The sequence below is a fragment of the Bacillus sp. EB106-07-01-XG149 genome (assembly GCF_058791555.1).
The window spans coordinates 24,877-40,703 of the sequence record NZ_JBYTDP010000014.1 but is presented as its reverse complement, the minus strand read 5'-3'; the positions used below and the strand labels follow the sequence as shown (position 1 = coordinate 40,703).

Annotated in this window: 12 protein-coding genes and 1 other annotated feature; all 12 genes read left to right on the top strand. The window is 40.6% G+C overall.

The window, feature by feature from the left end:
- Positions 1–157 precede the first annotated feature (157 nt).
- The 12 genes from rplK (at position 158) to tuf (ending at position 15,753) form a co-directional block, all read left to right on the top strand.
- On the top strand, positions 158–583 hold the full coding sequence (gene rplK, locus AC3WTA_RS27835; RefSeq protein WP_001085872.1) for a 50S ribosomal protein L11: 426 nt from the start codon (positions 158–160) through the stop codon (positions 581–583).
- A 177-nt stretch (positions 584–760) separates the two neighbouring features.
- Positions 761–1,453: a 50S ribosomal protein L1 gene (gene rplA, locus AC3WTA_RS27830; RefSeq protein WP_002096939.1), complete on the top strand. Its 693-nt coding sequence runs from the start codon at positions 761–763 to the stop codon at positions 1,451–1,453.
- Positions 1,454–1,502: 49 nt separating this feature from the next.
- Positions 1,503–1,646, top strand: a sequence feature (ribosomal protein L10 leader region).
- A 39-nt stretch (positions 1,647–1,685) separates the two neighbouring features.
- Positions 1,686–2,186, top strand: a complete 501-nt coding sequence (rplJ, locus tag AC3WTA_RS27825) for a 50S ribosomal protein L10 (RefSeq protein ID WP_000048721.1) — start codon at positions 1,686–1,688, stop codon at positions 2,184–2,186.
- Positions 2,187–2,253: 67 nt separating this feature from the next.
- The gene (gene rplL, locus AC3WTA_RS27820) at positions 2,254–2,613 is read left to right on the top strand and encodes a 50S ribosomal protein L7/L12 (protein WP_000159737.1); all 360 of its coding nucleotides are present in this window, start codon (positions 2,254–2,256) and stop codon (positions 2,611–2,613) included.
- Positions 2,614–2,688: 75 nt separating this feature from the next.
- Positions 2,689–3,288 (top strand): class I SAM-dependent methyltransferase, encoded by a 600-nt coding sequence (locus tag AC3WTA_RS27815; protein ID WP_000763284.1) that lies wholly within the window; start codon positions 2,689–2,691, stop codon positions 3,286–3,288.
- 291 nt (positions 3,289–3,579) lie between these two features.
- Complete coding sequence (gene rpoB / locus AC3WTA_RS27810; protein WP_000147550.1) at positions 3,580–7,113, top strand: DNA-directed RNA polymerase subunit beta; 3,534 nt, start codon at positions 3,580–3,582, stop codon at positions 7,111–7,113.
- 37 nt (positions 7,114–7,150) lie between these two features.
- Complete coding sequence (gene rpoC, locus AC3WTA_RS27805) at positions 7,151–10,762, top strand: DNA-directed RNA polymerase subunit beta' (RefSeq protein WP_000567948.1); 3,612 nt, start codon at positions 7,151–7,153, stop codon at positions 10,760–10,762.
- Positions 10,763–10,875: 113 nt separating this feature from the next.
- The gene (locus tag AC3WTA_RS27800) at positions 10,876–11,124 is read left to right on the top strand and encodes a 50S ribosomal protein L7ae-like protein (RefSeq protein WP_000121828.1); all 249 of its coding nucleotides are present in this window, start codon (positions 10,876–10,878) and stop codon (positions 11,122–11,124) included.
- 114 nt (positions 11,125–11,238) lie between these two features.
- Positions 11,239–11,661 carry a 30S ribosomal protein S12 gene (rpsL, locus tag AC3WTA_RS27795; RefSeq protein WP_001142341.1) on the top strand — a complete coding sequence of 141 codons (423 nt, stop codon included), beginning with the start codon at positions 11,239–11,241 and terminating at the stop codon, positions 11,659–11,661.
- A gap of 29 nt (positions 11,662–11,690) precedes the next feature.
- On the top strand, positions 11,691–12,161 hold the full coding sequence (gene rpsG, locus AC3WTA_RS27790; protein ID WP_001137489.1) for a 30S ribosomal protein S7: 471 nt from the start codon (positions 11,691–11,693) through the stop codon (positions 12,159–12,161).
- A 208-nt stretch (positions 12,162–12,369) separates the two neighbouring features.
- Positions 12,370–14,448 carry an elongation factor G gene (gene fusA, locus AC3WTA_RS27785; protein WP_000196381.1) on the top strand — a complete coding sequence of 693 codons (2,079 nt, stop codon included), beginning with the start codon at positions 12,370–12,372 and terminating at the stop codon, positions 14,446–14,448.
- A gap of 117 nt (positions 14,449–14,565) precedes the next feature.
- Positions 14,566–15,753, top strand: a complete 1,188-nt coding sequence (gene tuf, locus AC3WTA_RS27780) for an elongation factor Tu (protein ID WP_001029617.1) — start codon at positions 14,566–14,568, stop codon at positions 15,751–15,753.
- Positions 15,754–15,827 lie beyond the last annotated feature (74 nt).

Genomic DNA, 15,827 nt, shown 5'->3' with positions numbered 1-15,827 from the left:
GAAATGAATTGTAAAAAGTGATAATATCTTTTAAGTCAGTACGTCTTCGTTATCGGAGACGTTTTTTGAAAGATTTTATCCTTACAGATAAAATATGACGTGGGAGGGCAAATCACTGTCCAATTGACCACATCACGGACTTAAGGAGGTGTGTCTCGTGGCTAAAAAGGTAATTAAAATGGTAAAGCTTCAAATTCCTGCAGGTAAAGCTAACCCAGCTCCACCAGTTGGTCCAGCATTAGGACAAGCAGGTGTTAACATCATGGGCTTCTGTAAAGAGTTTAACGCTCGTACAGCTGATCAAGCTGGTCTTATCATCCCTGTTGAAATTACGGTATTTGAGGACCGTTCATTCACTTTCATTACTAAAACTCCTCCTGCTGCTGTTCTTCTTAAGAAAGTAGCTGGTATTGAGTCTGGTTCTGGTGAACCAAACCGTAATAAAGTGGCAACTGTTAAGCGTGATAAAGTACGCGAAATCGCTGAAACTAAAATGCCTGACCTAAACGCTGCTAGTGTAGAAGCTGCAATGCGTATGGTTGAAGGTACTGCACGCAGTATGGGCATCGTTATCGAAGACTAATTCGATTTGTTTTTTTAAAAAGGTTGCGGGTCTGGAATTCCAATTCGCAACCTTTATTATCGTAAATGATTATCGTTTTTAAATAAATGGATGGCGCGCATCCTCAGGTTATACCTGAAAATAAGCGTAAACGTGGGAGGTTATTCCGCTAAAACCACATTCGAGGAGGAAATAAAAATGGCTAAAAGAGGTAAAAAGTACGTAGAAGCTGCAAAGCTTGTTGATCGTGCAACTGCTTACTCTGCAACAGAAGCAGTAGAATTAGTAAAGAAAACAAACACAGCTAAATTTGATGCGACTGTAGAAGTTGCATTCCGTTTAGGTGTTGACCCTAAGAAAGCTGACCAACAAATCCGTGGTGCAGTTGTTCTTCCACACGGTACTGGTAAAGTACAACGTGTATTAGTATTCGCTAAAGGTGAAAAAGCTAAAGAAGCTGAAGCTGCTGGAGCTGACTTCGTAGGCGATGCTGATTACATCGGTAAAATCCAACAAGGTTGGTTCGATTTCGATGTAGTAGTAGCAACTCCTGACATGATGGGTGAAGTTGGTAAACTTGGTCGCGTATTAGGACCTAAAGGTTTAATGCCAAACCCTAAAACTGGAACAGTTACTTTCGATGTAACTAAAGCTGTTAACGAAATCAAAGCTGGTAAAGTTGAATACCGCGTTGATAAAGCTGGTAACATCCACGTTCCAATCGGTAAAGTATCTTTCGAAGATGCTAAATTAGTAGAAAACTTCGGAACAATTGCTGACACTTTACAAAAAGTTAAGCCAGCTGCTGCAAAAGGTACTTACATGAAGAACGTAACAGTTGCTTCTACAATGGGACCTGGCGTGCGTGTAGACGTTTCTACATTAGCGTAAAATTTGGAAGTTGACTTCATAAAGAAGTTTTTATATAATCATTTATGTTGTGAATTTAATTAGTGTACCGTAGACAGTAGGTGTCAATAGACTTAATTTCCTACCTAGGTGTTAATATACGAAACGGAATTTTTTTCTGTGACTATATGCCTCCATGTCTACAAGTTGGGCATGGAGGTTTTTAGTGCACTTTCGGTACATCTTCTATATAATCTACAGGAGGTGTAATAACATGAGCAAAGTAATCGAAACTAAACAACAAGTTGTAACTGAAATCGCGGACAAACTTCGCGAAAGTAAATCTACAATCGTTGTTGACTACCGTGGTTTAACAGTTTCTGAAGTAACAGAATTACGTAAAAACTTACGTGAAGCTGGCGTTGAGTTCAAAGTTTACAAAAACTCTTTAACTCGTCGTGCTGCAGAGTCTGCTGAAATGGCTGAGTTAAACGAATTCTTAACAGGACCAAACGCAATCGCGTTCAGTAACGAGGATGTAGTTGCTCCTGCGAAAGTATTAAACGACTTCGCTACAAAACATGAAGCTTTAGAAATTAAAGCTGGTGTAATCGAAGGTAAACTTGTAACACTTGATGAGGTTAAAGCTATCGCTACTCTTCCATCACGTGAAGGCTTACTTTCTATGCTTCTTAGCGTTCTTCAAGCTCCAATCCGTAACCTTGCACTTGCTACTAAAGCAGTTGCAGAACAAAAGGAAGAGCAAGGCGCTTAATTTTTTAAAAGATAATTACTTGTTATCTATAAAACAATACAAACCTATTTAAGGGAGGATATTTACAATGACTAAAGAACAAATCATTGAAGCAGTTAAATCTATGACTGTATTAGAACTTAACGACTTAGTAAAAGCTATCGAGGAAGAATTCGGCGTAACTGCTGCTGCTCCTGTAGCTGTAGCTGGTGGCGCTGGTGAAGCTGCTGCTGAGAAAACTGAATTTGACGTAGTACTTGCAAGTGCTGGCGCTCAAAAAATCAAAGTTATCAAAGCTGTACGTGAAATCACTGGTCTTGGCTTAAAAGAAGCTAAAGAATTAGTTGACAACACTCCAAAAGCAATCAAAGAAGGCGTTTCTAAAGAGGAAGCTGAAGAAATGAAAGCTAAACTTGAAGAAGTTGGCGCTGCTGTAGAAGTTAAGTAATTAACTTTTGATGCTTTAAAAAAGCTCGCTCTCATGCGAGCTTTTTTTTTAACTGTAAAGAAAAGAGGTGGCCATATGGCAGACCATTATTTTTCTAACGACCCTTCTAGTAAAAGTGATCGAAAGCGATGGGAATTTACACTTCGTGGATCTCAGTTTACTTTCTTATCTGACCGTGGGGTGTTCTCGAAAAACGAAGTGGACTTTGGTTCTCGTCTTTTAATTGAAGCGTTTCAAGTGCCAGATATTAAAGGTGATATATTAGACGTAGGTTGTGGATATGGACCAATTGGTTTATCGTTGGCGAAAGAGTTTCAAGACCGTAAAGTTCACATGGTGGATGTGAATGAAAGGGCGCTTGAGCTTGCGAAAGAAAATGCCGCTAATAATAGAGTTGGAAATGTACACATTTTTCAAAGTAGCGTCTATGAAAATGTAGATGGTATGTATGCTGCTATTCTATCTAATCCTCCAATTCGTGCAGGTAAAGATATCGTGCATGAGATTTTAGAAAAGGCTGTAGATTATTTAGTTCCAGGTGGAGAGTTGTGGATTGTTATTCAAAAGAAGCAAGGTGCACCATCTGCACTGAAGAAACTAGAAGAAGTATTTTCTGAAGTCGAAGTTGTAGAAAAGAAAAAAGGATATTATATCATAAAATCAAAAAAACGTTGACGGTTATTTTTGGCTATGTTAACATTATACAATGCCAATATATGATTTTCTGCGTTGAGAAAGATGTATATTTTTGTTTCTCTTGGAAAAGATAGTAAAATCAGCAGATTATGAAACAGAATGATGGTTTTCTTATAGAAGCCATTTTTCTTTTTTGAGCAGGTAGAAAGACTCAACGTATTTATCTTTAAGAGAAAAAAACTACGCTAATAGCAGTAGTTGTATTTATTTGTGATTTTGCACAAATTTTTTTGTGCATTTATAATACTCATGATTTGAGGGGTGAAGCAGTTGACAGGTCAACTAGTTCAATACGGACGCCACCGCCAACGAAGAAGTTATGCCCGTATTAGTGAAGTATTAGAGTTACCAAATCTTATCGAAATTCAAACCTCTTCTTATCAGTGGTTTCTTGATGAGGGTTTGCGAGAAATGTTCCAGGACATTTCTCCGATCGAAGACTTTACGGGAAATCTATCGCTTGAATTTATCGACTACAGCTTAGGTGAACCTAAATACTCTGTAGACGAATGCAAAGAGCGTGATGTGACGTATGCAGCACCACTTCGTGTAAAAGTGCGTCTAATCAACAAGGAAACTGGTGAAGTAAAAGAACAAGATGTGTTCATGGGAGATTTCCCACTCATGACAGAGACTGGAACATTCGTAATTAACGGTGCAGAACGTGTTATCGTTTCCCAGTTAGTTCGCTCTCCAAGCGTATACTATAGTGGCAAAGTGGATAAAAACGGAAAACGTGGTTTTACTGCTACTGTAATTCCAAACCGCGGAGCTTGGTTAGAGTATGAAACAGATGCTAAGGATGTTGTATATGTGCGTATTGACCGTACGCGTAAACTTCCTGTAACTGTTTTGTTACGCGCATTAGGGTTTGGCTCTGATCAAGAAATCACCGAGCTTTTAGGTGATAACGAATACTTAAGCAACACATTAGAAAAAGACAACACAGATAGCACAGAGAAAGCATTGCTTGAAATTTATGAGCGTCTACGTCCTGGTGAACCACCAACAGTAGAAAATGCCAAGAGCTTACTTGTGTCTCGTTTCTTCGATCCAAAGCGCTACGATTTAGCAAATGTAGGTCGCTATAAGATCAACAAGAAGTTACACATTAAAAACAGATTGTTTAATCAACGTTTAGCTGAAACATTAGTGGATCCAGAAACTGGTGAAATTTTAGCGGCGGAAGGAACAATCTTAGATCGTCGTACACTTGATCGCATTTTACCTTACTTAGAGAAAAACATTGGATTCAAAACAGCGAAACCAATGGGTGGAGTGGTAGAAGGCGATGTTGAGCTGCAATCTATTAAGATTTATGCTCCTGAGTCAGAAGGCGAACGCGTAATTAATGTAATTGGTAATGCAAATATTACTCGTGATGTAAAACACATCACACCAGGTGATATCCTTGCTTCTATCAGTTACTTCTTCAACCTACTATACAAAGTGGGGGATACAGATGATATCGACCATTTAGGAAACCGTCGTCTGCGTTCTGTTGGAGAACTATTACAAAATCAATTCCGTATCGGTCTTTCTCGTATGGAACGTGTTGTTCGTGAGAGAATGTCGATTCAAGATACAAATGCAATTACACCACAAGCGTTAATTAACATTCGCCCGGTTATTGCATCTATTAAAGAATTCTTCGGAAGTTCTCAGTTATCTCAGTTCATGGATCAAACAAACCCATTAGCAGAGTTAACTCACAAACGAAGACTATCTGCATTAGGACCCGGTGGTTTAACGCGTGAGCGCGCAGGCTTTGAAGTACGTGACGTTCACTACTCTCACTATGGTCGTATGTGTCCGATTGAAACACCAGAGGGACCAAACATCGGTTTGATTAACTCATTATCATCGTTCGCGAAAGTAAATGAGTTTGGTTTCATTGAAACACCATACCGTCGTGTTGATCCAGAATCTGGTCTTGTAACAGGGCAGGTTGATTACTTAACAGCAGATGAAGAAGATAATTATGTTGTAGCCCAAGCGAATATGAAATTATCTGAAGAAGGAGAATTCCTTAGCGAAGATATCGTAGCTCGTTTCCGTGGTGAAAACATTGTCACAAATAAAGAACGCATCGACTACATGGATGTATCTCCAAAACAAGTAGTGTCGGCAGCGACAGCTTGTATTCCGTTCTTAGAAAACGATGACTCTAACCGCGCACTTATGGGAGCGAACATGCAACGTCAGGCGGTTCCGTTAATGAATCCGGAATCTCCGATTGTAGGTACAGGTATGGAGTACGTATCAGCAAAAGACTCAGGTGCTGCAGTAATCTGTAAACATCCTGGTGTTGTTGAACGCGTAGAAGCACGTGAAGTTTGGGTACGTCGCTATGTAGAAGTTGACGGTCAAACAGTAAAAGGCGACTTAGATCGCTACAAAATGCAAAAATTCATTCGTTCTAACCAAGGAACTTGCTACAATCAACGTCCAATCGTAAGTGTTGGAAATGAAGTTGTAAAAGGTGAGATTCTTGCGGATGGTCCTTCTATGGAATTAGGTGAACTAGCACTTGGACGTAACGTGCTTGTTGGCTTCATGACTTGGGACGGTTATAACTACGAGGATGCGATCATTATGAGTGAGCGCCTTGTAAAAGACGATGTGTACACTTCTATTCATATTGAAGAATATGAGTCAGAAGCTCGTGATACGAAGCTTGGACCAGAAGAAATTACACGTGATATTCCAAACGTTGGGGAAGATGCATTACGCAACCTTGACGAGCGCGGTATCATTCGCGTTGGTGCGGAAGTAAAAGATGGAGATTTACTTGTTGGTAAAGTAACACCTAAAGGTGTAACAGAATTAACAGCTGAAGAACGTCTATTACATGCTATCTTTGGAGAAAAAGCACGTGAAGTACGTGATACATCACTACGTGTACCACACGGTGGTGGCGGTATTATCTTAGACGTAAAAGTATTCAACCGTGAAGATGGCGATGAATTGCCACCAGGCGTGAATCAACTTGTACGTGCATATATCGTTCAAAAACGTAAAATCTCTGAAGGTGACAAGATGGCCGGACGTCACGGTAACAAAGGTGTTATCTCTCGTATTTTACCAGAAGAAGATATGCCTTACTTACCAGACGGTACGCCAATCGATATCATGTTAAACCCATTAGGGGTACCATCTCGTATGAATATCGGTCAGGTATTAGAGCTTCATCTTGGTATGGCAGCAAGATACCTTGGTATTCACATTGCAACACCAGTATTCGATGGTGCTCGTGAGGAAGATGTTTGGGGCACGATTGAAGAAGCTGGTATGGCAAATGACGCGAAAACAATCCTGTATGACGGACGTACTGGTGAACCATTCGATAACCGCGTATCTGTTGGTGTCATGTATATGATCAAACTTGCGCACATGGTTGACGATAAACTTCATGCTCGTTCTACTGGACCATACTCACTTGTAACGCAGCAGCCTCTTGGAGGTAAAGCTCAGTTCGGTGGACAGCGTTTCGGTGAGATGGAGGTTTGGGCACTTGAAGCTTACGGTGCTGCTTATACTCTTCAAGAAATCTTAACAGTGAAGTCTGATGATGTTGTTGGGCGTGTTAAGACGTATGAAGCAATTGTTAAAGGCGAAAATGTTCCAGAACCAGGCGTTCCTGAATCATTCAAAGTATTGATTAAAGAGCTGCAAAGTTTAGGTATGGACGTTAAAATGATGTCTAGCGACGATAAAGAAATCGAAATGCGTGATACAGAAGATGACGATGATCATCAATCAGCAGATAAATTGAATGTCGAAGTTGAGACAACTAAAGAATAATTGGGATAACCTGTAGACTAAAAGGGAGGTAGGCCCCTTGATAGATGTAAATAACTTTGAATATATGAAGATTGGACTTGCTTCACCTGACAAGATTCGTTCTTGGTCATACGGTGAAGTTAAGAAACCAGAAACAATTAACTATCGTACGTTAAAGCCTGAAAAAGATGGCTTGTTCTGTGAGCGTATTTTCGGACCACAAAAGGACTGGGAATGTCATTGCGGAAAATACAAACGTGTACGTTATAAAGGTGTAGTTTGTGATCGATGTGGCGTTGAAGTAACGCGTGCAAAAGTTCGTCGTGAACGTATGGGTCATATCGAATTAGCTGCTCCTGTATCTCATATTTGGTATTTCAAAGGTATCCCGAGCCGCATGGGACTTGTCTTAGACATGTCCCCTCGCGCGCTTGAAGAAGTAATTTATTTCGCTTCTTATGTTGTAACAGAAAGTGGAGATACACCACTTGATAAGAAGCAATTACTTTCTGAAAAAGAATACCGTGCATATCGTGATCGATATGGTAGCACATTCCAAGCTGCTATGGGTGCGGAAGCGATTAAAAAGCTACTACAAGACATCGATTTAGATAAAGAAGTAGACTTCTTAAAAGAAGAATTAAAAACAGCGCAAGGACAACGCCGTACTCGTGCTATTAAACGTCTAGAAGTATTAGAAGCATTCCGTAACTCTGGAAATCACCCATCTTGGATGATCCTAGATGTTCTTCCAGTTATCCCGCCAGAACTACGCCCAATGGTACAGTTGGATGGTGGACGTTTTGCTACTTCTGACTTAAACGACTTATACCGTCGTGTAATTAACCGTAATAATCGTTTAAAACGTCTATTGGACTTAGGTGCACCAAGCATCATCGTTCAAAACGAAAAACGTATGTTACAAGAAGCTGTAGACGCATTAATCGATAATGGTCGCCGTGGCCGTCCAGTTACTGGACCAGGTAACCGTCCATTAAAATCACTATCTCACATGCTTAAAGGTAAACAAGGACGTTTCCGTCAAAACTTATTAGGTAAACGTGTTGACTACTCTGGCCGTTCTGTAATCGTTGTAGGACCGAACTTAAAGATGTACCAATGTGGATTACCGAAAGAAATGGCGCTTGAATTGTTTAAGCCTTTCGTTATGAAAGAGTTAGTTGGAAAAGGTTTAGCACACAACATTAAGAGTGCTAAACGTAAAATCGAGCGTGTACAACCTGAAGTTTGGGACGTTTTAGAATCTGTGATCAAAGAGCATCCAGTACTTCTAAACCGCGCACCAACACTTCACCGTCTTGGTATCCAGGCGTTTGAACCTACATTAGTAGAAGGTCGCGCAATTCGTCTTCACCCACTTGTATGTACTGCATACAACGCGGACTTTGACGGTGACCAAATGGCAGTTCACGTACCGTTATCATCAGAGGCACAAGCAGAAGCTCGTATTCTTATGTTAGCGGCACAAAACATCTTGAATCCAAAAGACGGAAAACCAGTTGTTACTCCATCTCAGGATATGGTATTAGGTAACTACTACTTAACACTTGAGCGTGAAGGCGCAATCGGTGAAGGTATGGTCTTCAAAGATGCAAACGAAGCAATACTTGCATACCAAAATGGATATGTACATCTGCACACACGTGTTGCAGTTGCTGCAAGTTCAGTAAATAATGTAACATTTACTGAAGAGCAAAAAGGTAAGCTTCTATTAACAACAGTTGGTAAATTAATATTTAACGAAATCTTACCAGAGTCGTTCCCTTATATTAATGAACCGACAAACTCAAACCTTGAAAAAGAAACACCAGCGGAGTATTTCGTTGAAAAAGGTGCGAACATTAAAGAAATTATTGCTAGTCGCGAAGAAGTGGCGCCATTTAGCAAGAAGATCCTTGGTAACATCATTGCGGAAGTATTCAAGCGTTTCCAAATTACGGAAACATCTCGCATGCTTGACCGCATGAAAAACTTAGGATTTAAGTACTCTACAAAAGCTGGTATTACAGTTGGGGTATCTGACATTCTTGTATTAGGCGAAAAAGATGAAATTCTCCATGAAGCACAAGCAAAAGTAGATAATGTAATTAAACAATTCCGTCGCGGTTTAATCACGGAAGAAGAACGTTACGATCGCGTTATCTCTATTTGGAGTAATGCAAAAGATGTTATCCAAGGAAAACTGATGAAATCCTTGAATAAACGCAACCCAATCTTCATGATGAGTGATTCCGGTGCCCGTGGTAACGCATCGAACTTTACTCAGCTTGCTGGTATGCGTGGTCTGATGGCCAATCCATCTGGTCGTATTATCGAACTTCCAATTAAATCAAGTTTCCGTGAAGGTTTAACAGTACTTGAGTACTTCATCTCTACGCATGGTGCGCGTAAAGGTCTTGCCGATACAGCACTTAAAACTGCCGATTCTGGTTACTTAACACGTCGTCTTGTAGATGTTGCACAAGATGTAATTGTCCGTGAAGATGATTGTGGAACAGATCGTGGTCTATTAATTGGTGCGATTAAAGAGGGTAATGAAGTAATTGAGTCATTATATGATCGTCTTGTTGGACGTTTTGCAAGAAAAACTGTAAAACATCCTGAAACAGGTGAAGTATTAGTTAGTGAAAACCAACTAATTACTGAAGATATCGCTCATATCGTTGAAAATTCGGGTGTTGAAACTGTAAACATTCGTTCAGCGTTCACGTGTAACACTCGCCACGGTGTATGTAAGAAGTGTTACGGTCGTAACTTAGCAACTGGTACAGACGTAGAAGTAGGAGAAGCGGTAGGTATTATCGCAGCTCAATCTATCGGTGAGCCAGGTACACAGTTAACGATGCGTACGTTCCATACAGGTGGGGTTGCCGGAGATGATATCACTCAAGGTTTACCTCGTATCCAAGAGATCTTCGAAGCTCGTAACCCGAAAGGTCAGGCAGTTATCAGTGAAATCGATGGTGTTATCGCAGCGATCAACGATGTTAAAGATCGCCAAGAAGTAGTTGTACAGGGTGAAGTTGAAGCTCGTACGTATGCTATTCCTTACGGTGCGCGTCTGAAAGTAACTTTAGGACAGCCAATTAGCCACGGTAAAGAGTTAACAGAAGGTTCTATTGATCCGAAAGAATTACTAAAAGTAACGGACATTACGGCGGTTCAAGAATACTTACTACGTGAAGTTCAAAAAGTATACCGTATGCAAGGGGTAGAAATTGGTGACAAACACGTAGAAGTAATGGTACGTCAAATGTTACGTAAAGTTCGTGTAAGTGACGCGGGTGAAACAGATGTATTACCAGGAACACTACTAGATATCCATCAGTTTACTGATGCGAATGCGAAGGTGTTACTGAAAGGTAAACAACCAGCAACGGCTAGACCTGTTCTACTTGGTATTACAAAAGCTTCACTTGAAACTGATTCGTTCTTATCTGCAGCATCGTTCCAAGAAACGACACGTGTCTTAACTGATGCAGCGATTAAGGGTAAACGCGATGAGCTTCTAGGATTGAAAGAAAATGTTATTATCGGTAAACTTGTTCCTGCTGGAACGGGTATGAATCGTTATCGCAAAGTGGATCTTGTAAAAACAACACAAGGTGACATGAATGTTGAAAACGATGAAGTTTATGTGGAACAGTAAAATTTTCCGTCGTAAATTTTGTATAAAAACAGTTAATCCTAGTTGACATTGTATGAGTCAAAATGTTACTATAATCAAGGTTGCTCCTGAACGATGCTTTGGAGGATATTTATATGTCTTATCAAAAAGTGTCAAATGCTGAAAATGTAGTCGTTGGTCATAAACGCACATTGGAGGCAATCAAAAATGGTATAGTTAAAGAAGTTGTTATTGCGGAAGATGCTGATATGCGGTTAACCCATATGATCATTCGTACTGCCTTGCAACATAACATACCCATAACCAAAGTTGAATCAGTTCGTAAGCTTGGAAAAGTTTCGGGGATTCAAGTGGGAGCTTCAGCAATAGGAATAATAAGTTAAAACTGTTTTTGTGAGGAGAGAGCATTTGCTCTCCCTTGCAAAAACTTTGTTTTCAACTAATAATGAACCACCTGGATATGTGGTCATACAAACATGCGAAGGGAGGATAATCAAATGCCTACTATTAACCAATTAGTGAGAAATGGTCGTACTGATAAAGTATGGAAATCTAAATCACCTGCGTTAAACAAAGGGTTCAACTCTTTAAAGAAAAAATCAACTGATATCTCTGCACCTCAAAAACGTGGTGTATGTACTCGTGTTGGTACAATGACTCCAAAGAAACCTAACTCAGCGTTACGTAAATACGCTCGTGTACGTTTAACAAACGGTATCGAGGTTACAGCTTACATCCCAGGTATCGGTCATAACCTACAAGAGCATAGCGTAGTATTAATTCGCGGTGGTCGAGTAAAGGATTTACCAGGGGTACGTTACCACATCGTTCGTGGTGCGCTTGATACAGCTGGTGTTGACAAACGTATGCAAGGACGTTCTAAATATGGTACTAAGCGACCAAAACCTGCTAAAAAATAATAAACTTATAATGAAAGGAGGAACTCAATATGCCTCGTAAAGGACCTGTTGCGAAACGTGACGTGTTACCAGATCCAATGTACAAGTCTAAGCTAGTAACACGCCTTATCAACAAAATGATGGTTGACGGTAAAAAAGGTAAATCTCAAACAATTCTTTATAACGCTTTCGATATCGTTCGTGAACGTTCAGATAAAGACCCTATGGAAGTATTCGAGCAAGCTCTTAAGAACATCATGCCTGTTCTTGAAGTACGTGCTCGTCGTGTTGGTGGTGCTAACTACCAAGTTCCAGTTGAGGTTCGTCCAGAACGCCGTACAACTTTAGGTCTTCGCTGGTTAGTAAACTACGCTCGTCTTCGTGGTGAAAAAACTATGGAAGAGCGTCTAGCTTACGAAATCTTAGATGCAGCTAACAACGCTGGTGCATCTGTTAAGAAACGTGAAGACACTCATAAAATGGCAGAAGCTAACAAAGCATTTGCTCATTACCGTTGGTAGGATTCAACGTAAAATAAATGTAAGCATAAACCGCTTTATTTGTCGCTTATGGAAGTGTGGAGAGGGAGAATGCCTCTCCCTTTCGTTGGGCGCTCGTTTTACATAATGAGGGTACTGGACATACTGACATGTGTAACAATATAAAGTGGCTTTTTTGCTACTTAAAATAAAAAAATCCAATCCATATATGGAAGGAGCAAGACACCAAATGACAAGAGAGTTCTCTTTAGAAAACACTCGTAATATTGGTATCATGGCTCACATCGATGCTGGTAAAACAACAGCAACTGAGCGTATTCTGTATTATACAGGACGTATTCATAAAATCGGTGAAACTCATGAAGGTGCATCTCAGATGGACTGGATGGAGCAAGAGCAAGAGCGTGGTATCACAATTACTTCTGCTGCAACTACAGCTCAATGGAAAGGTCACCGTGTAAACATCATTGACACTCCAGGACACGTAGACTTCACAGTAGAAGTAGAACGTTCTTTACGCGTACTTGATGGTGCGGTAGCAGTACTTGATGCACAATCTGGTGTAGAACCACAAACAGAAACTGTTTGGCGTCAGGCTACTACTTACGGTGTACCTCGTATCGTATTCGTTAACAAAATGGATAAGATTGGTGCAGATTTCTTATACTCTGTAGGAACAATCCACGATCGTTTACAAGCAAACGCACACCCAATTCAGTTACCAATCGGTGCTGAAGATGAGTTCAATGGTATCATTGACCTTGTTGAAGAATGTGCTTACATGTACGGTAACGATTTAGGAACAGACATCGAGCGTGTTGAAATTCCTGAAGAGCACAAAGAATTAGCTGCAGAATACCGTGGAAAACTTATTGAAGCGGTAGCTGAGCTTGATGAAGAAATGATGATGAAGTACCTAGAAGGTGAAGAAATCACTGTAGAAGAGCTTAAAGCTGGTATCCGTAAGGCTACAACTTCTGTAGAATTCTTCCCAGTAATCTGTGGTTCTGCATTCAAAAATAAAGGTGTTCAAATTCTGTTAGACGCAGTTATCGACTACCTACCATCTCCATTAGACGTACCAGCTATTAAAGGTACTCTTCCGGATACAGATGAAGAAATCGAACGTAAGTCTAGCGATGAAGAACCATTCGCAGCTTTAGCATTCAAAATCATGACTGACCCTTATGTTGGTAAGTTAACGTTCTTCCGTGTGTATTCTGGTGTGTTAAACTCTGGATCATACGTGAAAAACTCAACTAAAGGTAAGCGTGAGCGTGTAGGTCGTATCCTACAAATGCACGCTAACAGCCGTGAAGAGATTTCAACAGTTTACGCTGGTGATATCGCTGCTGCTGTAGGTTTAAAAGATACTACTACTGGTGATACTCTTTGTGATGAGAAGAGTCTTGTTATCCTTGAGTCTATGGAATTCCCAGAGCCAGTTATCTCTGTAGCTATCGAACCAAAATCTAAAGCTGACCAAGATAAAATGGGTACAGCATTATCTAAGCTTTCTGAAGAAGATCCAACATTCCGTGCTCACACTGACCAAGAAACTGGCCAAACAATCATCGCTGGTATGGGTGAACTTCACCTTGATATCATCGTTGACCGTATGCGTCGTGAATTCAAAGTGGAAGCAAACGTTGGTGCTCCTCAGGTAGCATACCGTGAGACTTTCCGCGCTGCTGCGAAAGTTGAAGGTAAGTTCGCTCGTCAATCTGGTGGTCGTGGACAATTCGGTCACGTTTGGATTGAGTTTGAACCTAATGAAGAAGGTAAAGGTTTTGAATTCCAAAACAAAATCGTCGGTGGTGTAGTTCCACGTGAATACATCCCAGCTGTTGGAGCGGGTCTTGAAGACTCACTTAAAAATGGTGTACTAGCTGGTTATCCACTAGTTGACATCAAAGCTGCGTTAGTTGACGGATCTTACCATGATGTCGATTCATCTGAGATGGCGTTCAAAATCGCTGCATCTATGGCACTTAAAGCTGCGGTTTCTAAATGTAGCCCAGTAATTCTTGAGCCAATGATGAAAGTTGAAGTTGTAATTCCTGAAGAGTACATGGGTGACATTATGGGCGACGTAACATCTCGTCGTGGACGTGTAGAAGGTATGGAAGCTCGCGGTAACGCACAAGTTGTTCGCGCTATGGTTCCACTTTCTGAAATGTTCGGTTATGCAACTGCATTACGTTCTAACACTCAAGGACGCGGAACATTCTCAATGACATTTGATCATTATGAAGAAGTACCGAAGTCTGTTTCTGAAGAAATTATTAAAAAAAATAAAGGTGAATAATTGATTTTTATCGATTGTTCAAGTATAACTACTTATGTAAGCTTAGAAAGTGGGACGTAAGTTTCACTTTCTAGTCTAAATATAAAATAACCTATATAAACTAAGGAGGAATTTAGAATGGCTAAAGCTAAATTCGAACGTTCTAAACCCCATGTTAACATCGGTACAATCGGCCACGTTGACCATGGTAAAACTACATTAACTGCTGCGATCACTACAGTTCTTGCAAAAGCTGGTGGTGCTGAAGCACGCGGATACGATCAAATCGACGCTGCTCCAGAAGAAAGAGAGCGCGGAATCACAATCTCAACTGCACACGTTGAGTACGAAACTGAAACTCGTCACTATGCACACGTTGACTGCCCAGGTCACGCTGACTATGTTAAAAACATGATCACTGGTGCTGCTCAAATGGACGGCGGTATCTTAGTAGTATCTGCTGCTGATGGCCCAATGCCTCAAACACGTGAGCACATCCTTCTTTCTCGTCAAGTAGGTGTTCCTTACATCGTTGTATTCTTAAACAAATGCGACATGGTAGACGACGAAGAATTATTAGAATTAGTAGAAATGGAAGTTCGCGACCTATTATCTGAATACGGATTCCCAGGCGACGACATTCCTGTAATCAAAGGTTCTGCTCTTAAAGCTCTTCAAGGAGAAGCTGATTGGGAAGCAAAAATCATTGAATTAATGACTGAAGTTGATGCTTACATCCCAACTCCAGAACGTGAAACTGACAAACCATTCTTAATGCCTATCGAGGATGTATTCTCTATCACAGGTCGTGGTACAGTTGCAACTGGTCGTGTAGAGCGCGGAATCGTTAAAGTTGGTGACGTAGTAGAAATCATCGGTCTTGCTGAAGAAAATGCTTCTACAACTGTAACTGGTGTAGAGATGTTCCGTAAACTTCTTGACCAAGCTCAAGCTGGAGACAACATCGGTGCTTTACTTCGTGGGGTTGCTCGTGAAGACATCCAACGTGGACAAGTTCTTGCTAAAACTGGCTCTGTAAAAGCTCACGCTAAATTCAAAGCTGAAGTTTTCGTATTATCTAAAGAAGAAGGTGGACGTCACACTCCATTCTTCGCTAACTACCGTCCTCAGTTCTACTTCCGTACAACTGACGTAACTGGTATCATCCAATTACCAGAAGGTACTGAAATGGTAATGCCTGGTGACAACATCGAAATGACTATCGAACTTATCGCTCCAATCGCTATCGAAGAGGGAACTAAATTCTCTATTCGTGAAGGTGGACGTACAGTAGGTTACGGTGTAGTTGCTACTATCGTTGAGTAATCTTAACTGATATAAAAAAACCCAAGGGATTTTCCCTTGGGTTTTTTTATTGTTTATTAATATAGAAGAAAGAG